This window comes from Bacillus sp. EKM501B, assembly GCF_011800505.1.
Classification (GTDB): domain Bacteria; phylum Bacillota; class Bacilli; order Bacillales; family Bacillaceae_G; genus Bacillus_A; species Bacillus_A cereus.
This window is the reverse complement of record NZ_JAALFZ010000016.1, coordinates 1-25,202: the sequence shown is the minus strand read 5'-3', so window position 1 is coordinate 25,202 and position 25,202 is coordinate 1. Positions and strand designations below refer to the sequence as shown.

Below are 25,202 nucleotides of genomic sequence, written 5' to 3'. Positions count from 1 at the left end.
AGCAAGATTGCAAAGGTGAAAATATCGGATGGCGTTTAGATTATTTTGTTGTTTCGGAAAGAATGAAAGACCAAATAACAGAAGCGAAAATTAATAGTGAAGTGATGGGATCAGACCATTGTCCAGTTGAATTGCATATAAATTTCTAAAAAAAGAAGTATCTCCCTAATATTAGGGAGATACTTCTTTTTTTAATTCAGTTTGTTAAAATTTTTCAAATCATTCTTGAAATAATTTCATATTAAATATATACTTAGTAACGATAATCATTATCAGTGAAAATGATTATCAAGTGATGAAGGCGTAAAAGAATTATAGTCTAGGGGAAGTGAACGTGAATGAGTTCTGGATAAAATTATTAATCTAATGAAATATATATATGGGATAAGATTCATATAGTTAAATTCTATTGAGAATATAGTTTGAAAATTTGAGAGGAGACATATAAAGATGAACAAGAAATTATTTACTTTAGGGATGGTTACAGTTTTAAGTGTAGGTTTAGCGGCATGTAATAGTGCGGATAAAACTTCAGGCGAGCAAAAACAACAGACAAAAGCTACGGAAACGAAAAAAGATGAAAAACGAAAAATTACATATTTAGGTAAAGAATATACAGTGCCAGCAAAAGTAGATAAAATTGCGACAGCTAGTTTAGAGTCAATGGAAGATGCGGCAGTACTTGGAATTAAACCAGTTGGTGCCATTACTGTAGGTGGTAAACTACCAAAATACCTGGAAAAAGAGTTAGAAGGTGCGAAATCTGTTGGTGAGAAAATGCAACCCAATTTCGAAACATTACTACAATTAAAACCAGATGTGATTACATCAAGTACGAAATTCCCAGCAGAAACAGCTGAAAAGTTTACGAAAGTAGCTCCTACATTCCCGGTATCACACGTTTCAACAAATTGGGAAGATAACTTAAAGTTAATGGGAGAATTAACTGGTAAAAAAGATAAAGCAGAAAAAATTATTAAAGACTACAATTCAGACGCTGAAAAAGCAAAAGCAAAACTAGGAGATAAGTTAAAAGATAAAAAAGTACTTGTCATTAGACTAAGAGCAAACGAATTATTCCTATATCCAGAAGGAGTATACTTCAACCCTGTAATTTATAAAGATCTTGGACTAACTGCTCCAGAACAATTGAAAACTGTAAAAGCACAAGAGAAAATTTCATTTGAAAAACTTGCTGAACTTAACCCAGATTATATTTTCTTACAATATGAGGCAAGTGAAAATAAAAATCCAAAAGTGTTAGAAGAAATTGAAAGTAATCCAATTTGGCAAAGTATGAATGCTGCGAAGGAAAAGAAAGTATTTGTAAACGTTGTAGATCCAATGGCGCAAGGTGGTACTGCTTGGAGTAAAACTGCCTTCTTAAAAGAAGCAGTGAAAAATTTATCTAAATAATACAATAAGTAAGGTGCGTTGAATGATATGCAGAAAACAAATGCAGTACCAGTAACTATATTATGTATAGCACCCATACTCATCTTATTTACAGTTATACTTTCGATTTTGTATGGGGCGAAAAGTATTGATGCTGAAACAGTGTGGAACGCATTATTTCATTTTGATTCAAGTGATGTAAATCATAATATTATTATTACTTCACGTTTACCAAGGGTAGTTGCAGCTCTTTTAGTCGGAGCATTTCTAGCCATATCAGGAGCACTTATGCAGGGGATGACAAGAAACTATCTTGCATCCCCTTCTATTATGGGTGTGACGGATGGTGCTGCCTTTGTTATTACACTTTGTATGATTTTTCTTCCAGGAATGTCATCAATTGGTATGGTTATATGTTCAATGATTGGTTCTGCACTCGGAGCCGGTATCGTGTTTGGTTTTGGTTCGCTCCTTCAAAATGGCTTATCACCAGTTAGGTTAGCGATTATAGGAACAGTTATTGGAACATTTTTAAGCAGTGTATCGACTGCAATGGCTTCGTATTTCCAAATTTCTCAAAATGTTAGTTTTTGGTTTAATGCAAAGTTAGATCAAGTAGATCCTAATATAATTAAAATCACGATACCGTTTGGGATAATTGGAATAATTTTAGCATTGTTAATATCAAAATCTATTACCATTCTTTCATTAGGCGAAGAGGTTTCTATTAATTTAGGACAGCGTACAAAACTAGTTAAAGCGATGGCAATTTTATCGGTAATTTTTTTAACAGGAACAGCAGTTGCTTTAGTGGGGAAAGTTGGTTTTGTAGGTTTAATTATTCCGCACATTACCCGCTTTATAATTGGGGTAGATTATAAGTGGATTTTGCCATGTGCAGGTGTTATTGGTGGCGTTTTCTTAGCGTTATGTGACGTTTTGAGTAGATTTGTAAACTATCCATTTGAAACACCTATTGGAGTCGTTACCTCCTTAATTGGAATTCCTTTCTTCCTTTATTTAATCCGTACTAGAGGAGGAGAGAGACATGCTTAAAAGTTCAAGTCAACGTTTCGGAATGACGATGGGGATTATTATATTTTTCATACTATGTGCTATCTATATTAGTTTAACAAATGGTACGTTCGACATTACGATTACAGATGTATTTAAAACACTTTTTAGAATTGATCCAGTACCAGAACATGATTTAGTTATTTTTGAGTTTCGTCTTCCGCGTATCGTAATTGCTGGATTAGTAGGATTAGGCCTTGGTGTTGCAGGTGCTGTTATTCAAGGGATTACGAGAAATGGATTGGCGGACCCAGGTATTTTAGGAGTAAATGCCGGAGCGGGAACAGCGATTGTCATTTTTATGTTTTTCTTTCAAGGACAATTAAAAAGCACAGACTGGGTTTCTATTATGATGATGCCAATGTTTGGTTTAGTAGGTGGATTAGGTGCAGCTATCATCATTTATCTGTTTTCTTGGAAAAACGGTAAATTAGATTCGCAGCGACTTTTATTAACAGGGATTGCAATTGGATCGGGATTTGGAGCTTTTTCTATGTACTTATCACTCAAAATGAAGTCAACTGATTTCGAGATGGCTGCAGTGTGGGTGTCTGGAAGCATATATAGTGCGAACTGGAAGTATATTGTGGCTATGTTACCATGGCTTATTATCTTAATTCCACTTATACAAAAGAAAGCTTATTTATTAGATTTATTCCAATTGGAAGAAACGAGTATTACAAGTTTAGGTGTTTCAGTAGAAAGAGAGAAATCGATTTTATTATTAAGCAGTATCGGGCTTGTGAGTGCATGTGTTGCTGTTTCAGGGAGTATCGGTTTTATTGGCTTAATGGCACCGCATATAGCGAAAAGACTTGTCGGTATTCAACATAAGTATATAATTCCTACGTGCGGCGTAATCGGAATGTTTCTTGTAATTGCCTCAGACTTTATTGCAAAAACAGTTTTCACACCTGTAGAGTTACCAGTTGGAATCGTTATTTCTATTGTCGGTGTACCGTATTTCTTATATTTACTTTATAAGGCGAAAGCGTAAGAGGAGGAATAAAAGTGAGTATTTTAAGTGCAAAAAATTTAGAAACAAGTTATGAAAAGCTTACAGTGTTTCGCGATTTAAATGTGGAAATACAAGAAGGAAAAGTAACGACAATTATAGGTCCAAACGGTTGCGGTAAATCGACATTGTTAAAAACAATGGGAAGAATTTTAAAACAAAAAAGCGGAAAAGTATATTTGCAAGGGCAAGATTTACATACAATTTCAACGAAAGAAATTGCGAAGCAGTTAGCTTTACTCCCGCAAACTCCAATTGCACCAGGTGAACTTAAAGTGGAAGAATTAATTTCTTATGGACGCTATCCACATCGAAATAACGTAAATAAGTTAACGACAAAAGATAAAGAAATGATTGATTGGGCATTAAATATAACGAAAACTTCTGAATTTCGAACGAGACAAATTGCAAATTTATCAGGTGGTCAAAGACAAAAGGTATGGCTAGCGATGGCATTAGCACAAGAGACAGAAGTGTTGCTATTAGATGAGCCAACTACATACCTTGATATGTCTCATCAATTAGATGTATTACAAATTGTGGAGAAGTTAAATAAAGAACATAATTGTACGGTTGTTATGGTATTACATGATATTAACCATGCAGCAAGATTTTCAGATGAAATTATTGCAATGAAGGAAGGAGAAATTGTTACAACTGGTAGCCCAGAAGAAATCATTACAAATGAAGTATTAAAAGAAGTATTTCATATTGATGCACGTGTCATGATAGATCCGTATAACGGGGCTCCTGTTTGTTTCGGTTATGATAGCGTTGTATCTCAAGAAGAAAAAATCGAAATATATGTAACAAGTTAAAAAGGGGGGGATAGGGTGAATACTACAGTTGAAAAACAGCAGATTATAACATCTAATACAGAACAGTGGAAAATGTATTCAAAATTAGAAGGTAAGGAATATCAAATTCATATTTCAAAGCCGAGGCAACCAGCACCGGATTCAGGATATCCTGTCATTTATGTATTAGATGGCAATGCCTTTTTTCAAACATTTCATGAAGCAGTTAAAATACAATCAGTAAGAGCGGAAAAAACCGGTGTTTCACCAGCTGTTATAGTAGGATTGGGTTATCCAATTGAAGGCGCATTTTCAGGGGAAGAAAGATGTTATGATTTTACGCCTAGCGTAATTTCAAAAGATGCCCCTTTAAAACCAGACGGTAAACCGTGGCCTAAAACAGGAGGAGCACATAATTTCTTTACTTTTATTGAAGAAGAACTGAAACCACAAATTGAAAAGAATTTTGAGATCGATAAAAGTAAGCAAACGTTATTTGGACATTCTTTAGGTGGACTATTTGCTCTTTATATACTATTTACAAACTTAAATGCTTTTCAAAATTATTTTATTAGTAGTCCATCTATATGGTGGAATAACCAATCCGTACTTGAAAAAGAAGAGAACCTTATAAATGAATTAAACAATGCTAAGTTTGAAACAGGAGTGTTCCTTACAGTTGGGTCACTAGAACGAGAGCATATGGTTGTAGGTGCAAATGAATTATCAGAGCGCCTTCTCCAAGTAAACCACGATAAACTTAAATTTAAGTTTTATGAAGCTGAAGGGGAGAATCATGCATCTGTTGTGCCGACGTCTTTAAGTAAAGGGTTGAGATTTATTAGTTACATATAGGAAAAAAGGTTATGGATGAAACATTCCATAACCTTTTTTGATATGTAGAATTGTCCTTTTTGAAAGTTTTGTTTCAACTTTTCGTCTAAAGAGACAAAAAGTTGTCACAAAACGGTCACAATTAGCATAAACATAAAATAGACGAAATGAACTTATTTCCAAAAAGGCTCGGTTTATTCCGATCATGATTTGTAGAGCTGAAAAAGTATGGATTAAAAGTTCACTATATTCCCAAGGAGGTAGATCGTATGAAAACTATTCTTGCTATCGCTGGACTTATTTGGGTTCTATCGCATGGCATCCCAATTTATGAAGGAGAACAAATTCGCAGTGCTCTGAATAAAAATTTTAATGAATATCATATCATTGACCGGCAAGATAATGTTGTAACAGTTCGAGTAAATGACTGTTTTCATACGGTAACCGTTGAAGGAACTTCAGTAGTGAATGATACAAAAGTATGCGATCAGCAATAATCATATATGGAAAGAAAAAACTCTTGGATTAAATAGCTGAAAATTAAGTTTTTAATATTATAGACAAAGAATAAGCGGGGGCGGGTAATCCCCGCTTATTCTTGTTTCATTTTATTGAACTTTGATGAGAGATATAATGATTTTTTTGAAAAAAAGAAAGGGTATACTGAAAATTGAGATTAAGAAGCTAATGCGTTGTTAAGAATAATCATAAAGCGGAAATATACTCATATGGGGTATCATACATAGATAATTAATGCTATAATTGGTATACTCGTAAAAGCAATTGTTTTATTGGATGAAGAGAAACTTTAAGAAGGTGATAATATGGGTCATAAAGAGCATGAAGCGGTAACACATAGATCAGAAAAAGAAAAAGAACAAATTATAAATAGATTAAAGAGAATTGAAGGACAGGTCCGCGGTATTCAAAATATGATTGAAAATGATCGTTATTGCGTGGATATTTTAGTGCAAATTTCAGCGATTAATGCAGCGATGAAAAAAGTAGGAATGGGTGTATTAAAAAACCATACAAGTCATTGTGTTTCAGGTGCTATTAAAGATGGCAATGGTGACGAAGCAATTGAAGAATTAATGACTGTATTTGAACGTTTTTCAAAAGCGTAAAAACAAGCTAGTATGTCACTGGCTTGTTTTTTTGTTTACCTTCATAATAAGGTTTCGGGGTATTGATGTGAAAAAGTGTGTGTAAAATAAACTTTTAGAAAATAATTGAAAAATCATGATACAAAACCATTGATTACCTTAGGGGGGTATGGTAAGATGTAATTGTGATTAACAAAGAATGAAGAAACAAGAGGAGGATTTTAAATGGAACAGTTAACATTACAAGTTGAAGGTATGTCTTGTGGACATTGTGTAAATGCTATCGAAAGCAGTGTGAAAGAGCTAAACGGTGTTGAACAAGTGAAGGTTCAATTAGCAGAAGGAACTGTTGAAGTTACTATCGACTCGTCTGCCGTAACATTAAAAGATATCGTTGCTGTAATCGAAGACCAAGGATACGATGTTCAATAATTATTTTTAGATATGGAAATAAATCGTACTTTAAATGAAGTACGATTTATTTTGCTAATAATTATACCTCATAAGGGTATATAGAGGTGAGAGACATGAATGAAAAAAAAGAGGCCAATCTTCAAATATCAGGAATGACATGTGCGGCATGTGCAAATAGAATTGAAAAAGGTCTAAAAAAAGTAGAAGGTGTTCATGAGGCGAATGTAAATTTTGCACTTGAAAAAACAAAAATAATGTACGATCCAACTAAAACAAATCCGCAACAGTTTAAAGAAAAAGTTGAATCGTTAGGATATGGAATTGTAAGTGATAAAGCTGAATTTACTGTTTCAGGAATGACATGTGCAGCATGTGCAAATAGAGTTGAAAAGCGTTTAAATAAGTTAGATGGTGTGAACAAAGCGACAGTAAATTTTGCTTTAGAATCAGCTACAGTAGACTTTAATCCTGATGAAGTTAATGTAAATGAAATGAAGAGTGCGATTACGAAGCTAGGATATAAATTAGAAGTGAAACCAGATGATCAAGATGCATCAACTGATCATCGATTACAAGAAATTGAAAGACAAAAGAAGAAGTTTATTATTTCGTTTATTTTATCTTTCCCATTATTATGGGCAATGGTTAGTCATTTCTCATTTACGTCGTTTATTTATTTACCGGATATGTTAATGAACCCTTGGGTGCAACTAGCACTTGCAACCCCTGTTCAATTTATCATTGGTGGACAGTTTTATGTTGGAGCTTATAAAGCGTTACGTAATAAAAGTGCGAATATGGATGTTCTCGTGGCGCTTGGAACGTCGGCCGCGTATTTCTATAGTGTATATTTAAGTATTCAATCTATTGGTTCTTCGAAACATATGACAGATTTATATTTTGAAACGAGTGCGGTACTTATTACATTAATTATTTTAGGTAAATTATTTGAAGCGAAAGCAAAAGGGCGCTCATCAGAAGCAATTAAAAAATTGATGGGTTTACAAGCGAAGACAGCTACAGTTGTGCGAGATGGAACAGAAATAAAAATTTTGATTGAAGAAGTAGTAGCTGGTGATATCGTCTATGTAAAGCCTGGTGAAAAAATACCAGTAGATGGTGAGATTGTAGAAGGAAAGTCAGCAATTGATGAATCGATGTTAACGGGTGAAAGTATTCCTGTTGATAAGTCAATTGGGGATGTAGTAATAGGTTCGACAATAAATAAAAATGGATTTTTAAAAGTGAAAGCAACTAAAGTAGGAAGAGATACTGCATTAGCTCAAATTATTAAAGTAGTAGAAGAGGCACAAGGTTCAAAAGCTCCTATTCAAAGGGTAGCAGATCAAATTTCAGGTATTTTCGTACCGGTTGTAGTTGTGATTGCGATTATCACATTTGCAGTATGGATGATATTTGTTACACCTGGTGATTTTGGCGGAGCACTTGAGAAAATGATAGCAGTACTTGTTATCGCTTGTCCATGTGCATTAGGTCTTGCAACGCCTACATCTATTATGGCAGGATCAGGAAGATCAGCAGAGTATGGTATTTTATTTAAAGGTGGAGAGCATTTAGAAGCAACGCACCGATTAGGTACGGTTATTTTAGATAAAACGGGTACAGTGACAAATGGGAAGCCGGTGTTAACAGATGTAATTGTAGCAGATGGATTCAATGAAAATGAACTGCTTAGATTAGTAGGGGCAGCAGAAAGAAATTCTGAACATCCACTTGCAGAAGCGATTGTAGAAGGAATTAAAGAAAAGAAAATTGATATCCCAAGTTCAGAAACGTTTGAAGCGATTCCGGGATTTGGTATCGAATCAGTTGTAGAAGGAAAACACTTATTAATTGGTACACGTCGATTAATGAAGAAATTCAATATTGATATTGAAGAAGTTTCTAAATCAATGGAAGCGCTAGAACGAGAAGGAAAAACAGCAATGCTTATTGCAATCGATAAAGAATATGCTGGTATAGTTGCCGTTGCAGATACTGTAAAAGATACTTCAAAAGCAGCTATCGCAAGACTGAAAAAAATGGGTCTAGACGTTGTGATGATTACAGGAGATAATACACAAACTGCTCAGGCAATTGCAAAGCAAGTTGGTATTGATCACGTAATTGCAGAAGTATTGCCAGAAGGAAAAGCAGAAGAAGTGAAGAAACTGCAAGCAAATGGTAAGAAAGTAGCGATGGTTGGAGACGGGATAAATGATGCTCCTGCTCTTGCTACAGCGAACATTGGTATGGCAATTGGAACGGGAACGGATGTAGCGATGGAAGCAGCGGATATAACGTTAATCCGCGGTGACTTAAATAGTATTGCTGATGCGATCTTTATGAGTAAAATGACGATAAGAAATATTAAACAAAATTTATTCTGGGCATTAGCTTATAACGCGTTAGGAATTCCAATTGCGGCATTAGGTTTCTTAGCCCCTTGGGTTGCTGGAGCAGCGATGGCATTTAGTTCTGTATCCGTTGTATTAAATGCATTACGATTACAAAGAGTTAAATTAAAATCTTAAAGAGCTACATTAAGTAATTGAATAGAATTAAAAAACAATACTTTGAATAAGTATTGTTTTTTTGTTCGTATAGAAATTAAAACGATATAATAAAGCAGAAATATAGAATCGTATGTAGTAGAAAAGTTAAGAGGTAGTTTCGTAAGGAGACTTATATATGTTAAAAGATATTATAATTAGAACATTCCAGAAAGAAGATTTAGATCAAGTATTACAATTGTTCTATGAAACAGTTCATACGGTTAATGCGAAAGATTATAATGAGTTACAGCTACAGGCGTGGGCACCGGAGCGACTAGATAGAGAAAATTGGTTACAGTCTTTAGAAAAGAATATTAGCTATGTAGCGGATCATAAAGGTGTGATTGTGGGGTTTGGGGATTATAACGATGATCGTTACGTAGATCGTTTATTTACGCATAAAGATTATCAAGGGAAAAGAGTCGCTTCATACATACTACAGAAGTTAGAAAAAGAAGCAGTGAACCTAGGGCATAGGGAGATATATACAGAGGCGAGCATTACCGCAAAACCTTTTTTTGAAAGTAAAGGTTTTATTTGCATAAAAGAACAAAAGAAACAACATAATGGTCAGATTTTTATTAATTATGTTATGAAAAAAATATCCTTCTCATAAATGAGAAGGATATTTTTCATTATTTTACAGCTTCTTTTAGTTCTTTACCAGCTTTGAAAGCAGGTACTTTAGAAGCTGCGATTTGCATTTCTTCACCAGTTTGTGGGTTACGGCCTGTACGAGCAGCTCTTTCACGAACTTCGAATGTACCGAATCCGATAAGTTGTACTTTTTCACCAGCAGCTAAAGTGTTAGTGATTGATTCTACTACAGTTTGTACAACTACAGTAGCTTCTTTTTGAGAAATCTCAGCATTTTGTGCTACGTTTTTAATTAATTCTGTTTTGTTCATGTTTTTCACCTCATATGTAAATAATGCTATTTAAGTTGTTATTATAACGTATAAAACATTCGAGAACAAGTGTACGTACATATATTCGCAAAAAAAATGAAATTTGTAATATTTTTTAGGGCACTTTATAGACATTCCATTTAAGCGGACAGAGATTTGTTCTTCATTTCAGTCTTCTCTTGATGAGCAGGTAGTTTCTTATTATAAGATATGAAGTAAGGTAGTGCTACAAATAACATACCTCCTACTAAATTTCCAAAGAAAACAAAAATAAAGTTTGGAAAATATTCAGCCCAAGTGAAATGACCGGCAAAAATCGCGGCTGGGATGACAAACATATTGGCTACAACGTGTTGAAATCCAATCGCAACAAAAGTCATAACCGGGAACCAAATACCGATAATCTTTCCGATAAATTCTTTACTTCCCATACTGAGCCAAACAGCTAAACAAACGAGCCAATTACATCCGATTGCAGAAATAAATGCTTGCAATGGTGTATCTTGTAGTTTCGCTTGAGCGATAGAAATAGTTTTTGCTAAAAAAGCTCCTTCAGTTAAGCCAACGATATGACCGAAAAAGTAGGCTACAAATACAGCCCCTATGAAATTGCTAAATGTAACAATAACTAAATTTCGTATGAAATAAAATAAAGTAATTTTCTTTTGAAGCCAGGCCATAGAAACTGTCATCATGTTACCAGTTACTAGTTCACCGCCTGCAAGAATAACGAGAATAAGGCCAATAGGGAATACAGCAGCGCCTAGAAAACTAGTAAATGATCCCCAAGCCTTTGGCATTGTTCCAATAACATGAATATCGAGTAAATACCCTAATGCTATAAAAGCACCGCCAAAAAAACCGAGAATTAACATAGGGAGCAATGATAAATGAGCTTTTTTTCTTCCGGAATTAGCAGCAAGTTCCGTAATTTCTTCTGGTGTAAATACAGACATGAATAACCCCTCCGTAATAAAATGATGGAATGAATAGAAAAAAATTTCGAAAATCTATGTATTATAGAAATATGTTATGACTTCTGTATAAAATTGTCAAAGTGAATAGGGAGGAAATTACATATTAATAACATTGTTCATGTTGTCACATGAATGTAACAATAAGGATTTAAAGTGTTTCTAGAGGTGAAAACATGAATACGAATCATGTAAAAAAAGAACGAAAAAAATCAATCGTAAAGATATTTATTATTAGTTTTATAAGTATATTAATGATACCAGTAAGTTTGTATTATTATGCGACAGAAATAGAACGAAAACTAGTAACAGTTACATGGAATGAAATAGAAGCTTCTGCAATTCCTAAAGAATTTAATAATAAAAAAATATTACAGTTTTCAGATGTACATTTAGGGCCAGAGTTTACACTGAAGCAACTTGAACATTTAGTGGAGAAGATGAATGAATTACATCCAGATATAGTAGTTTTTACCGGAGATTTAATAGATAAATTTGGATCTTATAGTGCGGAAAGAGAAGAAGCGAAGGCTATTTTGCAGAAAATTTACGCGCCCTTAGGGAAATATGCTGTGTTCGGGAATCATGATAGGGGCGGGGGCGGTAGTTTATTTTACAAAAAATATATGGAAGAAGCTGGTTTTTCTGTATTAGTAAATGAAGTGCAGAAAATTAAAGTGGAAAACGGCAAATATATTATAATATCAGGTTTGGATGATTTTCTATTAGGGAAGCCGCAAATAGATTCAACTTTAAAAAACTTGAAACAAAATGATTTCAACATGTTATTAGTACATGAGCCGGATGTTGTAACCAAAATAAATCGTTACCCAGTTGATCTTCAACTGTCAGGACATAGTCACGGAGGACAAGTCCAAATTCCTTTTGTAGGTCCGTTAATTACTACCAAACTAGCTGAGCACTACGTTGAAGGTATGTATGAAGTAGAGGGGAAGAGTAAGCCGTTATATTTATATGTAAATCGTGGCATTGGGACTACTAGGATGCCTGTTAGATTTTGTAGTGTACCTGAACTTTCAATTTTTGTGTTGAAGCAAAATAGTAACTAGAATATTTAACAATATGATTCCAAGGAACGTGCGATGTTGGTCGATGGAAAAGAGTTTCTTAAAACTTTAGATGTGACAAAGTAATTTTCATAAGTAAAAAACAACAATAGGACCTATAAAGGGACCTATTGTTGTTTTTATCCTGCATTGATTGCCCATAAATGTCCGATTGATGAGGGCTAATTATAGTTTTACTTTGTTATTTTTGCAAGGAAAGACCATCAAAATATGTTCTATAGTTACTAGAGAATTCAAAGTTGTTTTTTGCATCCCAATTAATAGACCAAGACATTAGGCCGCGGAATGCAGGATAGCCACTCTGGTTAGAAAGTTTATACTTTCCTCCGAATGGAACTCCTTTAATGATATAATTTAAAGCTTTTTTCATTTCAGTTGGCGAAATGTATCCACCACTTGGAGCTGCCGCTGGTGCTGCTGGAAGCCCAATCATGACTTGATCTGAACGAAGAGCTGGGAAAATGTTATTTGCATTACCACCTACAGGAAAACCATGTAAGAGCATATCTGCCATAGCGACCTCGTAGTCTGCAGTACCTTGATTGTAGTTATTACCGTCCATTCCAATCCCGCTACCAGCGTTGTAGTGTTGAACGTGAATGTATGTTAGTTTATCTTTCACTCCGTAAATAATTGGTAAATATGCACCCCATATGCTTCCATATGCGCTATATCCGCCTTGAACATAAGCTGTTTCAGGGGCCATGCTTAATAGAAAATCTGGACCATAATGATCTGAGATTGTTCGAATAGCTGAAATAAGATTTACGATTTGAGGGGTAGTTGGGTTTTTGAAGTTAGTGTCATTTCCGTTTAAGTAAATACCTGATTCAAGGTCAATATCTATTCCGTCAAAACCGTATTTATCGATCAGAGATTGTATGGAATTAATAAAACGATCCTTAGCGGCATTGTCAGGAAGTAAAACGACCCCATTTTGTCCACCTATTGAAAGAACTACTTTCTTTCCTTTACTTTTTAAATAAGAAATATCTGATTTGAATTCTGCATCTGTACCATACACAGGAGAAAATTCAACAGTGGAACGATCACCACCAGTTTCACCAAAAGATACATTGATTACATCCCATTTTGGTGAAACGTCTTTTAATTTAATAATGCCAGTACCGTTATCAAAATTATGCCAGTATCCAACGAGTAATTTTGAACCTAAATTGTTTGCTGCTTGTGCTTGGAAAGGGGATAACGGTAGAAGTAAGAACATTACTAAAATACAACAAAAAAATTTGAACTTGTTTAACATATCAACACTCCTATACAAAAAGTTGTCTAGATGTATAATCTTGTTTATTTAATAATATCTGAAAATTCTTTCTTTTGTAAAGGGACTATAATTTTCTCAACAATTGTGTATGGGAAAGTATTAAACCTAATGTAATAATTTTTGAAGGAGGTTGAATTTTAATTGTTGAATTCAGAATATTTTGATATATTTTAAAGTATAGGACAAAATCTTTCGCACAGTACTCTTACATAAATTTCAAAATTTAGTTTGGAAGGGGATGTACAAGATTTGGATAAAAATCTAAAGAAAGACCTCAAAATACGTCACATTACAATGATTTCAATTGGCGGTGTAATAGGGGCTGGTTTGTTTGTTGGAAGTGGTGCAGTTGTACATTCGGCAGGACCAGGTTCTATCGTTTCATATGCATTAGCAGGACTTCTAGTCATTTTCGTCATGAGAATGCTAGGAGAAATGGCAGCTGTTAATCCGACAAGTGGTTCATTTGCAACGTATGCAAGAGAAGCGATTGGTCCTTGGGCGGGTTATACAATAGGCTGGTTATACTGGTTTTTTTGGGTAATTGTTATTGCAATAGAAGCCACAGCAGGTGCTGGTATTATCCAATATTGGATTCCACAAATACCGCTTTGGTTATTAAGTTTAATATTAACAATTTTATTAACGCTGACGAACGTTTTTTCGGTGAAATCATTTGGAGAGTTTGAATATTGGTTTTCTTTTATTAAAGTAATAAGTATTGTTTTGTTCCTTTGTCTAGGTCTTGCTGTTATTTTAGGATTTGTTCCAGGAACAGAAGCACCCGGCACTTCGAATTTAATTGGACAAGGTGGATTTATGCCAAACGGTATAAGTTCGGTACTGCTTGGAATTACTGTCGTTATATTTTCATTTATGGGATCAGAAATTGTAGCGGTAGCCGCAGGTGAATCTGCAGAACCTGTAAAAGCAGTAAAAACAGCAACAAACAGTGTGATTTGGCGTATTCTTGTATTTTTTATTGGGTCTATAGCGGTAGTTGTTACGCTACTGCCATGGAATTCAGCAAACATATTAAAAAGTCCATTTGTAGCTGTATTGGAACATATAGGAATACCAGCTGCGGCACAAATTATGAATTTTATCGTTTTAACAGCTGTACTCTCTTGTTTAAATTCGGGTTTATATACAAACTCAAGAATGCTTTTTTCGATGGCAGAAAGAGGAGATGCTCCAAAGGCGTTTTTGAAATTGAACAGTAGTGGTGTTCCAGTTCGGGCCGTTTTATTTGGAACTTTCTTCGCTTATATTGGCGTTGTGTTTAGTTACATTTCTCCAGATAAAGTCTTTTTGTTTTTAGTGAATGCATCTGGCGGGATTGCGTTACTAGTTTATCTCGTTATTGCAGTTTCGCATTTAAAGATGCGTAAAAAAATGGGGAAAGTGGAACAACAAAATTTGAAAGTGAAAATGTGGCTTTTTCCGTATGTAACGTATGTTACAATTGTTGCTATTATAGCAGTTTTAGTTGCGATGTTCGCAATTGATACTTTACGTTCACAAGCACTTTTAACAATGTTTGTTACTGTTCTTATCATACTTTCTTATTTTATTTTTAATAGAAATAAAAATAGCACAGTTTTGAATCCTAAAAGTAAGAATGAGGAATCTGTTCGATTCTAATTTTCTAATTTTCGAAGAGAGTTACACCCAGTCATTGCTATAAAAGAATCATATATAATCATAGAAACAAGTAATTACTATTGTCATAGTGGATATAAACTTTTTTCTTGACTTTTTATACGAAGGCGAGCAAAATGGTAAAAAAGGAAGGGGGGGATGATAATGGAAGAGTACGTATTAGAGCTGTATAACCTGTTATATACGACAGAATGGCAAGATATTGTTTCGTTTCTAGGAATCGTATTTTGCATGAAAATTGTAATTGTATATATGGAAGAGCAAGGTATGTTCTATTCCTTCTCATCCCCGTTCGATATGCAGCGCGAGCCGTTGCTAAACTATGCCAATGTGAATTACGAACAAATTCCTTTTGTTATTTTCTTTATGATTCGATTTATTACAGCAATTGTAAGGAAAAAGGAAAGTGACGATGAAGAGTGCCACTCAACTTGTAATATAGCGAATGTTTTTTAAGCTAAATACAAGGAGGAGATTTATATGTGGTTTCGATTTCTTATGATTGGTTTCTTTTCATTAACAGCAATTTCTTTAATGGGATATCAAGTGTCTGAAATTTTTCAAGCATATAGCGATACATTTTTTAACAAAAACTAATCGCGTTGCTATTTGAATAATAAAGCGATAAAATCCTTCTTAAGAAGTTTTATTAAGAAGGATTTTTTCTTTGTCTTATCTTGCTGTGTCAAACTATTGTCACATTTACACTGTGAATAGTATGTTAAAATAGTGAGGTTACGTATACATATTTGAAGGAAGAGGGAGTGACCATTTTGGTGGATCAATCAACAAATCAGAAAAGCTATGCTCCTATTGTGATAACGCTTTCTGTAATTGTAAATGCGATTATTTTATTTTTGTTCTTTGGACCTGTTGGCTATGAAGGAGAATTACATTTTGATGTAACAATTTTACCAATGTTAAATGCAATTTTTAATAGCTTTACGTTCGTATTCTTATTAGCAGCTCTATACTCTATTATTAAGAAGAATGTGAAAATGCACCGTGGTTTCATCCTGGCAGCATTTACAACGACGTTGCTATTTTGTGTTTCTTATTTATCTTATCATTACTTAGCACCAGCAACACATTTTGGCGGAGAAGGATTCATTAAATATGTGTATTTCATCATTTTAATTACACATATTATCCTGGCGGCAATTATTGTACCGCTTGCATTGTTTGCACTTGTATTTGGTTTTACAAATCAATTAACACGTCATCGTAAAATTGTACGTTGGACGATGCCGATTTGGTTATATGTAAGTTTATCTGGTGTTATTGTTTACTTAATGATCTCACCTTATTACCAATAAAAAATCTCAGCCTGTAGGCTGGGATTTTTTTATTAAGCAAATATTTTTGTGAAATGAAAAAAATATGGTATACAAAAGTATAGTTGCTTTTCATATAGAAGGGATGGTAAAGGAATATGCAAAATTTTGTATTTCGTAATCCAACGAAACTTATTTTCGGTAAAGGTCAATTAGAGCAGTTAAAAACTGAAATTCCACAGTTCGGTAAAAAAGTTCTTCTCGTATACGGGGGAGGCAGCATTAAAAGAAACGGTATTTATGATAATGTAATTTCTATTTTAAAGAATATAAATGCAGAAGTATTTGAATTGACAGGTGTTGAACCGAATCCACGTGTATCAACTGTAAAGAAAGGGATTCAAATTTGTAAAGAAAATGGTGTTGAATTTATTTTAGCAGTTGGTGGAGGAAGTGTGATCGACTGTACGAAGGCAATTGCAGCTGGTAGTAAGTACGATGGAGATGTATGGGATATTGTAACGAAAAAAACATTTGCTAATGAGGCATTACCATTTGGTACTGTACTTACTCTTGCAGCAACAGGATCTGAAATGAATGCAGGCTCGGTAATTACAAACTGGGAAACGAATGAAAAGTATGGATGGGGTAGCCCAGTTACTTTCCCGCAGTTTTCAATTTTAGATCCAGTTCATACTACTTCTGTACCGAAAGATCAAACCATTTACGGTATGGTAGATATTATGTCGCACGTATTAGAACAATATTTCCATCATGGAACGAATACAGAACTACAAGATCGTTATTGTGAAGCTGTTTTAAAAACAGTAATTGAGACAGCACCTAAGCTTTTAAGTGATTTAGAAAATTATGAGCATAGAGAAACTATTTTATATTGTGGTACTATGGCGTTAAACGGCATTTTAGCGATGGGAGTAAAAGGAGATTGGGCGACTCATAATATTGAGCATGCAGTTTCTGCTGTTCATGATATACCACACGGGGGTGGCCTTGCGATTTTATTCCCGAACTGGATGAAACATGTTGTAGAGGAAAATGTAAGTCGTTTTAAACAGTTCGCTATTCGTGTATTTGATATAGAAACAGATGGCAAAACAGATAAAGAAGTGGCTTTAGAAGGAATTAAGGCACTGCGTCAATTTTGGACTTCAATTGAAGCGCCAGCAACATTAGCTGATTACGGTATTGGAGAAAATGAAATTGATATAATGGCTAATAAAGCGATGGCGTATGGTGAATTTGGTAACTTTAAAAAATTAAATAAAGATGATGTTTTAAGTATATATAAAGCTTCTTTATAAGTGAATTTAGAAAAGAAACCTATTTGATTGTTTAATCGAATAGGTTTCTTTTTGCTGTTTATAAATGTTTATGGGTGTTTTTGATTATTTTTGATTGTTTGTGGTTGATTTTTGTGACCGTTTTCATTATACTGTAATCAAAGAAGAGGTGAATAAAATGTTAACTCCTGAACGTCATCAAATGATATTGCAACTTGTAAAAGAACAGAAAGTTGTAAAATTACAGCAATTAGTTGAAAGAACAGAAAGCTCTGAGTCGACAATTCGCCGTGATTTAGCACAATTGGAAAAGCAAAGGTTATTAAAAAGAGTTCATGGTGGTGCCGCTGTTTTAACAGGAAAAGGGCAAGAACCAACGATGGTTGAAAAATCATCCAAAAACATTCAAATAAAACAACAAATTGCTAATTATGCGGCTAGCGTTATTGAACAAGGTGATTGTATTTATTTAGATGCAGGAAGTACAACATTTGAAATGATTCCATTTTTAATAAATAAAGATGTGACTGTCGTTACGAATGGACTTATGCATATTGAAGCTTTAGTTGAAAATAATATTCGTGCGTATTTACTAGGTGGAATGATGAAGAGTAGGACGAAAGCTTTAATCGGTGCTATGGCACAGGAAAGTATGCAGAAGTATCGTTTTGATAAATGTTTTTTAGGTGCAAATGGTGTACATGAACAGCTTGGCTTTACAACGCCAGATCCAGAAGAAGCGCTCTTAAAACAAATGGCATTAACATTAGCAAACGAAGGATATTTCTTAATTGATGAAAGTAAGTTTTCAGAAGTTGCATTTGCGAAAATTGCAAATGTTGAAGAAGCAAATATTATTACAAACCATTTAGAAATTGATTTAGAAAAATATAAAAGACAAACCAATGTAATTGAGGCTGATAAACAATGATCTATACAGTTACTTTAAACCCATCTATTGATTATGTAGTACAAGTTAATTCCTTTGATTTAGGCGCAATCAATCGAGCAGAGAAAGATATGAAGTTTCCTGGAGGAAAAGGGATTAATGTTTCTCGCGTTCTCCATCGTTTAGGTGTGGAAAATATAGCACTTGGATTTACTGGTGGATTCACCGGTCAATTTATTAAAGGTGTATTACAGGCGGAAGGCGTAATGACAAACTTCATCCAAGTAGACGGAGATTCCCGAATTAATGTGAAAATAAAAGGGCAAGAAGAGACAGAATTAAATGGGCAAGGTCCTAATGTGACAAATGAGCAATTTGAACAATTAATGAAACAAATCGAAAGTATGAAGCAGGGAGATTGCGTTGTGCTAGCTGGAAGTGTACCTGCATCTATCCCAACTACCTTTTATGAATCAATCGCAGCGCTCGGAGCTGAAAAAGGTATTCGAGTAGTAGTCGATGCGAGTGGAAGTGCACTGCAGCATGTAATTAAAAATAAGCCATTTTTAATTAAGCCAAACCATCATGAACTTGGTGAGTTGTTTGGAGTGGAGCTTTCAACAGTAGAGGACGTTTTACCTTATGGAAGAAAATTAATTGAACAAGGTATAAAACACGTTATCGTATCGATGGCTGGAGAGGGAGCTTTATTATTTACGGCAGAAGGTATATATGAAGCGACTGTTCCAAAAGGTGTTGTAATTAATTCAGTTGGGGCCGGAGATTCTCTTGTTGCAGGGTTTGTAGGCAAATATGAACAGACAAAAGATATTGAAAAGGCATTTCAATACGGCGTTGCAACAGGGAGTGCAACAGCATTTTCAGCTGATTTATGTAAGAAGGAAAAAGTAGAAGAATTATTGTCGCAAGTAATTGTAGCTAAGCGATAGGGGGAAGCAACATATGAAAATTACAGAACTATTAAAAAGAGATACAGTCATTATGGATTTGACAGCTTCAAATAAAGAAGCTGTCATAGATGAATTAGTTGAGAAATTAAATGGGGCAAATCGTTTAAATAGTAAAATGGAATTTAAAGAAGCTATTTTAAAGCGGGAGTCCCAAAGTACGACTGGAATAGGGGAAGGTATTGCAATACCTCATGCGAAGACAAAGGCTGTTAAACAACCATCGATTTGTTTTGGTAGAAGTGTAAGCGGTATCAATTATGAGTCGCTTGACGGACAGCCAGCACACTTATTCTTTATGATTGCTGCAAGTGAAGGAGCGAATAATACTCATTTAGAAACGTTGTCTCGTTTATCGACATTATTAATGGATGAAGGGTTTCGCAAGCAACTATTAGAAGCAAAGGATGAAAGTGAGCTTCTTCAACTATTTGATGAAAAAGAGAATGAAAAAGAAGAAGAGATTGAAGTCGCAAAACCAGAAGTAAATGAACCGTACGTACTTGCTGTTACAGCTTGTCCAACTGGAATCGCTCACACATATATGGCAGCGGATAGCTTAAAAGCAAAAGCGACAGAGTTAGGAATAGCGATTAAAGTTGAAACAAACGGATCGACAGGTATTAAAAACGGTTTAACGAAAGAGGATATTGAACGTGCAACAGCTATTATTGTTGCGGCGGATAAACAAGTAGAAATGAATCGTTTTGCTGGTAAACATGTCATTCAAGTACCAGTCGCTGATGGGATTAGAAAAACGGAAACACTTCTTAATCGAGCTGTAAAGCAAGATGCACCAATCTTTAAAGGTGTAAAAGAAGATGGAAAGGCAGAAAGTACGGAAAAAGAAAAAGGATTAGGAATTTATAAGCATTTAATGAATGGCGTAAGTAATATGCTTCCGTTCGTTGTTGGCGGCGGGATTTTAATAGCGCTAGCGTTTTCGTTTGGTGGTATAAAGGCGGAAGGTCCTTTAGCTGAATTGTTCATGTCAATTGGTGGAGGAAAAACAGGTGCGTTTTTATTCCTTGTACCAATTTTAGCTGGATTTATTGCGAGTTCTATTGCTGATCGTCCTGGTTTTATGCCTGGTGTTGTAGGTGGATTTTTAGCGGCGAATGCGAATGCTGGCTTTTTAGGTGGATTAATTGCTGGTTTCTTAGCTGGATATGTTGTTTTAGGGTTGAAAAGATTATTTTCAGGACTACCAGTACAATTAGAAGGAATTAAACCTGTTTTGTTATATCCAGTCTTTGGATTATTGATTACAGGAGTTGTAATGCAAAAAGCAGTGATTCCGCCTGTAGTAGCATTAAATGAAATGTTGACAGGGTGGTTAAATGGTTTAAACGGTACGAATGCTATATTACTAGGTCTTATTTTAGGTGGTATGATGGCAATTGATATGGGTGGTCCAATTAATAAAGCGGCGTTTACGTTTGGTATTGCTGCAATAGAAGCACAGAATTTTGGAGTGCACTCAGCAGTTATGGCTGGTGGTATGGTACCGCCACTTGCGATTGCATTTGCAACTACATTCTTTAAATCAAAGTTTACAGAAGCGGAACGTAAATCTGGTTTAACAAATTATATTATGGGAGCATCGTTCATTACAGAAGGTGCGATTCCGTTTGCAGCTGCAGATCCGGTTCGAGTAATCGTAAGTTGTGTTGTTGGTTCAAGTATTGCAGGTGCGTTATCTATGTTATTCCAAATTACATTACCAGCACCGCATGGTGGATTATTTGTAATAGCGTTAGTAAATAAACCGTTACTATATATTTTCTCTATATTAATTGGAACGATTGTCTCGGCTATTATGCTAGGTGTTTGGAAAAAGAAAGTTCAATAACAAATGAAAAGAGAGCAGCTTTTAGTAGCTGCTCTCTTTTTATTACAAAAAAATAGGTTAACAATTAAATATTGATGTTTTTTGGTAAAAGATGTAACGAATTGTGAATTTTTTGTAACAAAAAAGTAACACTGTAATTTTTTCTGGAAAAAAGTTCTTGTGCTCGTATATGAAAAATATATGAAAACCACTGGAGATTGTATGAGAAATACATTTTATTAATATGGAAATTTATGTTACAACTCGTTAATCGTATATTACGAATGCTTTGTAATTGTGTGATTTCTAAAAATTCTAAAAATCTGTTGCTATAATGAAAATACGAAAACAAAGCAAATGGAGGCTATTCATGAAAAAATTATTAGGTATAGCAACAGCAGCAGTTTTTGGTCTTGGGATTTTTGCGGGTTCTGCTAAAGCGGAAACAATTGTAACAACAGACGTATTAAATGTTAGAGAAAACCCAAATGTAGAGTCAAAGCTTGTAGGTAAAGTGTTAAGTGGGAATACACTAGATGTTATAAATACAGAAAATGGATGGACAAAAATTAAGTTGAACGGTAAGGAAGCGTTTGTAAGTGCCGATTTTACAAAGAGCACATATTATGTAACGGCGGGCGTATTAAATGTTCGTGCTGGAGCGAATACTGATTCTGAAATTTTAGGTAAACTTAATAAAAATGATGTGATTGAAACGACGAATCAAGTTCAAAATGAATGGTTACAATTCGACTACAATGGAAAAGTTGGATATGTTCACGTGCCATTTTTAACAGGAACAGCACCTGTAATCGAAAAGAAAGAGGTTGTAGCTCAAGAAGAAGCGCCAGCTAGAACAAATACGCCGGTTAAAAATAATACAGTAGTTAAGAATAAAGAGTCTGTTAAGAGTAACGATTCTATTAAGAATGTAGAATCAAGTAAACCTGTGGTAAAAGAAAAACCGGCTGCAAAACCAGTTGCAAAATCTACTGAAACAAGTGCGCCTACTGGTGGTCGTGAAATTACAGTAGAAGCGACGGCATATACAGCAGATCCGAGTGAGAATGGTTCGTATGGTGGTCGTGTATTAACTGCAATGGGGCATGATTTAACAGCAAATCCAAATATGAAAGTAATTGCTGTTGATCCGAAAGTAATTCCGCTTGGATCAAAAGTATGGGTAGAAGGATATGGAGAAGCGATTGCTGGAGACACTGGTGGTGCGATTAAAGGAAATCGTATTGATGTATTAGTCGGTTCAGATGGTAGTGCTAATAGCTGGGGGCGCAAATCTGTAAAAGTGAAAGTTATACAATAGGTTATCGATATTAATATAAAAAGCGGTTGCTTGAAATTATGTAAGCAGCCGCTTTTTATGGATTATTGAAATGGATAAATAGTTTTACCTGTAATAATTTTATATGCACTGCAAAATTGCGTTTGTATATATTCTGTATTTTTATTTTCTGGATGTAATGTTGTTTCATGGAGGGTAGAATGAAAAGCCCGTAGTAAACAATTTAGGGCGAAGTATAATTCCTCTTGTGAACAATTTTGTTCTTTTATAGAAGTAGCTAAAATGAGGTCTTTTGTCAAAGATGAAAAATTGATGGTGGATTGTTTCATAGTTAACTCATCCTCTCGAAACTATTTTTATCATGTATATGCAGAATTGGACAAACTATGTTCTTTTTTCTGTGTAATTTCATGTACCGAAATGAAAGAACTTGCAATCATGCCGTTAAAATTGGTAAGATTGGGTATAATCAATAGATGGAGTATATTACATAAAGAGAGTTGAATGATATGGGAGAAGTGCAACGTGAAAAAGTTGCTGTCATCATTGGACCAACTGCTGTTGGAAAGACGAAGTTAAGTATCAATCTTGCCAAAGCGTTGAACGGTGAAATTATTAGTGGTGATTCCATGCAGATCTATCGAACGATGGATATTGGAACTGCAAAGGTAACAAAAGCAGAGATGGACGGAATTCCACATTATATGATCGATATAAAAAATCCGGAAGATTCATTTTCTGTCGCGGAATTTCAAGAACGTGTTCGCAAGCATATTCGAGAAATTACAGAACGTGGTAAATTACCAATTATAGTTGGTGGGACCGGTCTTTATATACAATCTGTTTTATTCGATTATCAGTTTACAGATGATGCTGGTGATGTGATATACCGAGAGCAAATGGAAAAGTTAGCTTTAGAACGCGGTGTGGAATATGTACATAAAAAATTGCAAGAAGTAGATCCAGAAAGTGCGGAGCGTATTCACGCAAATAATGTACGACGTGTCATTCGGGCGTTAGAAATTTTCCACACGTCGGGTGAAAAAATGAGTGAACAAATTGAGAAACAAGAAAAAGAGTTACTCTATGATGTTTCATTAATTGGCTTGACAATGGATCGAGAAATGCTATACGATCGCATTAACTTACGAGTGGATTTGATGATGGAACAAGGCCTATTAGAGGAAGTAGAAGGGCTGTATAATAGAGGGATACGAGATTGTCAATCTATTCAAGCGATTGGATATAAAGAAATCTATGATTATTTTGAGAATCGAGTTTCTTTAGAAGATGCGGTATCACAATTAAAGACGAATTCGCGTCGTTATGCAAAGCGTCAATTAACGTGGTTCCGTAATAAAATGGATGTCACGTGGTTTGATGTTACAAACGGTGAAAAAACGTCAGAAATTTTACGATACATAGAAGGAAAGTTACAAGTAAAGTCGAATAATAGTAAGTAGAGAAAAAGAGGAGGATTCGACATGAAGCAATCAATCAATATTCAAGATCAGTTTTTAAATCAACTCCGTAAAGAAAATACGTTTGTTACGCTGTACTTATTAAATGGTTTCCAGCTTCGTGGACTAATTAAAGGATTTGATAATTTTACAGTCCTGCTGGAAACAGAAGGTAAGCAACAGCTTATTTATAAACATGCAATTTCTACATTTGTACCACAAAAAAATGTTTCAATTGAATTAGAATAGTAATGAATTATTGTACATAACAAAAAAGAGCGAGTTTCCTCGCTCTTTTTTTATTTGTCATAAACAATATATAGTGAAATTTAAGCGATTCTAAATACAGTAAGGCGGATGTTAGTATTTCCTGTTGCAGGGATCGTAATCTCATTAAGTGTAGATTGGACAGAGATTCTTGCACCAGCTGCTAATGTTTCTATTGTAGTAAATGAAAGTGAGTCGCCTATTAAATTTGAAGAGAAATTATCAGTTGCGACTGCTCCATTAATTGAAATTCCTACTCCGAGTGGAGCGCATCCTGGCGCAGTTGTAGAAATGGATACGCTAATTACATAAATACCACCGTTAATAACAGTAACTGTATCTGTGCCGTTGAAGATAATATTGTTTACGTTAATTGCAGTACTAAAAATAAAATTATTAAATTGCAGTACTGTTTGCTGAATATTGTTTGTTACAACAATTGTTGCTATAGGGAAGCTAGGTCCAGTAGGCCCAGTAGGTCCGGTAGGTCCACCAGAAGGTCCAGAAGGTCCAGTAACTCCTATGCCAGTAGCGCCGGTAGCACCCGTTGGTCCTTGAATGCCTTGAGGCCCGGTAGCGCCTGTGTTACCTTGAACACCTTGAGGTCCAGTAGCACCAGTAGCGCCTGTGTTACCTTGAACACCTTGAGGTCCAGTAGCGCCAGTAGCACCTGTGTTACCTTGAACACCTTGAGGTCCAGTGGCACCAGTAGCACCCGTGTTACCTTGAGCACCTTGAGGTCCAGTGGCACCAGTAGCACCCGTGTTACCTTGAGCACCTTGAGGTCCAGTGGCACCAGTAGCGC

26 protein-coding genes and 1 pseudogene are annotated in these 25,202 nt (G+C 35.0%); 22 read left to right on the top strand and 5 right to left on the bottom strand.

Annotated features, from left to right (window positions below; all coding sequences use genetic code 11):
• Positions 1–11 precede the first annotated feature (11 nt).
• The 11 genes and pseudogenes from HFD78_RS22780 to HFD78_RS22730 all read left to right on the top strand — a co-directional run.
• A pseudogene (locus HFD78_RS22780) lies at positions 12–149 on the top strand (exodeoxyribonuclease III); the annotation flags it as partial.
• 301 nt (positions 150–450) lie between these two features.
• Positions 451–1,416, top strand: a complete 966-nt coding sequence (locus HFD78_RS22775; protein ID WP_001035506.1) for an iron-hydroxamate ABC transporter substrate-binding protein — start codon at positions 451–453, stop codon at positions 1,414–1,416.
• A gap of 27 nt (positions 1,417–1,443) precedes the next feature.
• A complete protein-coding gene (locus HFD78_RS22770) occupies positions 1,444–2,451 on the top strand; it encodes a FecCD family ABC transporter permease (RefSeq protein WP_098005964.1) in 1,008 nt (335 codons plus the stop codon).
• On the top strand, positions 2,444–3,466 hold the full coding sequence (locus HFD78_RS22765; protein WP_000920436.1) for a FecCD family ABC transporter permease: 1,023 nt from the start codon (positions 2,444–2,446) through the stop codon (positions 3,464–3,466). Before HFD78_RS22770 ends, HFD78_RS22765 begins: the two co-directional genes overlap by 8 nt.
• A 14-nt stretch (positions 3,467–3,480) precedes the next feature.
• The gene (locus HFD78_RS22760) at positions 3,481–4,302 is read left to right on the top strand and encodes an ABC transporter ATP-binding protein (protein ID WP_000025773.1); all 822 of its coding nucleotides are present in this window, start codon (positions 3,481–3,483) and stop codon (positions 4,300–4,302) included.
• A gap of 15 nt (positions 4,303–4,317) precedes the next feature.
• Positions 4,318–5,136 carry an alpha/beta hydrolase gene (locus HFD78_RS22755; protein ID WP_001098704.1) on the top strand — a complete coding sequence of 273 codons (819 nt, stop codon included), beginning with the start codon at positions 4,318–4,320 and terminating at the stop codon, positions 5,134–5,136.
• Positions 5,137–5,384: 248 nt separating this feature from the next.
• Positions 5,385–5,612: a hypothetical protein gene (locus HFD78_RS22750; RefSeq protein ID WP_000849103.1), complete on the top strand. Its 228-nt coding sequence runs from the start codon at positions 5,385–5,387 to the stop codon at positions 5,610–5,612.
• A 327-nt stretch (positions 5,613–5,939) separates the two neighbouring features.
• Positions 5,940–6,242, top strand: a complete 303-nt coding sequence (locus HFD78_RS22745; protein WP_000509876.1) for a metal-sensing transcriptional repressor — start codon at positions 5,940–5,942, stop codon at positions 6,240–6,242.
• A gap of 204 nt (positions 6,243–6,446) precedes the next feature.
• Positions 6,447–6,653, top strand: coding sequence for a copper chaperone CopZ (gene copZ, locus HFD78_RS22740; protein ID WP_000436973.1), 207 nt, complete (start codon positions 6,447–6,449; stop codon positions 6,651–6,653).
• Between the two features lie 95 nt (positions 6,654–6,748).
• A complete protein-coding gene (locus HFD78_RS22735) occupies positions 6,749–9,169 on the top strand; it encodes a heavy metal translocating P-type ATPase (RefSeq protein ID WP_191968114.1) in 2,421 nt (806 codons plus the stop codon).
• 157 nt (positions 9,170–9,326) lie between these two features.
• A complete protein-coding gene (locus tag HFD78_RS22730; RefSeq protein ID WP_000910158.1) occupies positions 9,327–9,806 on the top strand; it encodes a GNAT family N-acetyltransferase in 480 nt (159 codons plus the stop codon).
• 19 nt (positions 9,807–9,825) lie between these two features.
• Here the strand turns inward: HFD78_RS22730 and HFD78_RS22725 are convergent, their stop codons facing one another.
• Both HFD78_RS22725 and HFD78_RS22720 read right to left on the bottom strand, forming a co-directional pair.
• Positions 9,826–10,098, bottom strand: a complete 273-nt coding sequence (locus HFD78_RS22725; RefSeq protein WP_001043904.1) for an HU family DNA-binding protein — start codon at positions 10,096–10,098, stop codon at positions 9,826–9,828.
• Between the two features lie 140 nt (positions 10,099–10,238).
• Positions 10,239–11,054 (bottom strand): formate/nitrite transporter family protein, encoded by an 816-nt coding sequence (locus HFD78_RS22720; RefSeq protein ID WP_000110530.1) that lies wholly within the window; start codon positions 11,052–11,054, stop codon positions 10,239–10,241.
• A 194-nt stretch (positions 11,055–11,248) separates the two neighbouring features.
• Here HFD78_RS22720 and HFD78_RS22715 point away from each other — a divergent pair, with 194 nt between their 5' ends.
• Positions 11,249–12,142 carry a metallophosphoesterase gene (locus HFD78_RS22715; protein ID WP_001095339.1) on the top strand — a complete coding sequence of 298 codons (894 nt, stop codon included), beginning with the start codon at positions 11,249–11,251 and terminating at the stop codon, positions 12,140–12,142.
• Between the two features lie 199 nt (positions 12,143–12,341).
• Here the strand turns inward: HFD78_RS22715 and HFD78_RS22710 are convergent, their stop codons facing one another.
• Positions 12,342–13,424, bottom strand: coding sequence for a chitinase (locus tag HFD78_RS22710; RefSeq protein ID WP_000932440.1), 1,083 nt, complete (start codon positions 13,422–13,424; stop codon positions 12,342–12,344).
• 270 nt (positions 13,425–13,694) lie between these two features.
• On the opposite strand from HFD78_RS22710, the gene gabP reads away from it, so the two are divergent.
• The 8 genes from gabP to entD all read left to right on the top strand — a co-directional run bounded on the left by gabP (position 13,695) and on the right by entD (position 22,691).
• The gene (gene gabP, locus HFD78_RS22705; protein WP_000360110.1) at positions 13,695–15,089 is read left to right on the top strand and encodes a GABA permease; all 1,395 of its coding nucleotides are present in this window, start codon (positions 13,695–13,697) and stop codon (positions 15,087–15,089) included.
• A 156-nt stretch (positions 15,090–15,245) separates the two neighbouring features.
• A complete protein-coding gene (locus HFD78_RS22700; protein ID WP_103595474.1) occupies positions 15,246–15,563 on the top strand; it encodes a hypothetical protein in 318 nt (105 codons plus the stop codon).
• A 317-nt stretch (positions 15,564–15,880) separates the two neighbouring features.
• Positions 15,881–16,423, top strand: a complete 543-nt coding sequence (locus HFD78_RS22695; protein WP_000228314.1) for a DUF420 domain-containing protein — start codon at positions 15,881–15,883, stop codon at positions 16,421–16,423.
• A 116-nt stretch (positions 16,424–16,539) separates the two neighbouring features.
• Positions 16,540–17,703, top strand: a complete 1,164-nt coding sequence (locus tag HFD78_RS22690) for an iron-containing alcohol dehydrogenase (protein WP_001179111.1) — start codon at positions 16,540–16,542, stop codon at positions 17,701–17,703.
• 157 nt (positions 17,704–17,860) lie between these two features.
• A complete protein-coding gene (locus HFD78_RS22685; RefSeq protein WP_000957286.1) occupies positions 17,861–18,613 on the top strand; it encodes a DeoR/GlpR family DNA-binding transcription regulator in 753 nt (250 codons plus the stop codon).
• The gene (gene pfkB, locus HFD78_RS22680) at positions 18,610–19,521 is read left to right on the top strand and encodes a 1-phosphofructokinase (RefSeq protein WP_000640827.1); all 912 of its coding nucleotides are present in this window, start codon (positions 18,610–18,612) and stop codon (positions 19,519–19,521) included. Before HFD78_RS22685 ends, pfkB begins: the two co-directional genes overlap by 4 nt.
• Before the next feature lie 13 nt (positions 19,522–19,534).
• Positions 19,535–21,391 (top strand): PTS fructose transporter subunit IIABC, encoded by a 1,857-nt coding sequence (locus HFD78_RS22675; RefSeq protein WP_000704599.1) that lies wholly within the window; start codon positions 19,535–19,537, stop codon positions 21,389–21,391.
• Positions 21,392–21,740: 349 nt separating this feature from the next.
• Entirely contained in the window at positions 21,741–22,691 is a 951-nt protein-coding gene (gene entD / locus HFD78_RS22670; protein WP_000734613.1) for a cell wall-binding protein EntD, read from the top strand.
• A 62-nt stretch (positions 22,692–22,753) separates the two neighbouring features.
• Here the strand turns inward: entD and HFD78_RS22665 are convergent, their stop codons facing one another.
• A complete protein-coding gene (locus tag HFD78_RS22665; RefSeq protein ID WP_000814426.1) occupies positions 22,754–22,999 on the bottom strand; it encodes a hypothetical protein in 246 nt (81 codons plus the stop codon).
• 180 nt (positions 23,000–23,179) lie between these two features.
• Here HFD78_RS22665 and miaA point away from each other — a divergent pair, with 180 nt between their 5' ends.
• Both miaA and hfq read left to right on the top strand, forming a co-directional pair.
• Positions 23,180–24,133: a tRNA (adenosine(37)-N6)-dimethylallyltransferase MiaA gene (gene miaA, locus HFD78_RS22660; RefSeq protein ID WP_000504957.1), complete on the top strand. Its 954-nt coding sequence runs from the start codon at positions 23,180–23,182 to the stop codon at positions 24,131–24,133.
• A gap of 21 nt (positions 24,134–24,154) precedes the next feature.
• Positions 24,155–24,379, top strand: a complete 225-nt coding sequence (gene hfq / locus HFD78_RS22655) for an RNA chaperone Hfq (RefSeq protein WP_000813896.1) — start codon at positions 24,155–24,157, stop codon at positions 24,377–24,379.
• An 80-nt stretch (positions 24,380–24,459) separates the two neighbouring features.
• Here the strand turns inward: hfq and HFD78_RS22650 are convergent.
• Positions 24,460–25,202: Gly-Xaa-Xaa repeat protein (locus HFD78_RS22650; RefSeq protein ID WP_191968113.1), on the bottom strand; the 743-nt coding region annotated here is incomplete at its 5' end.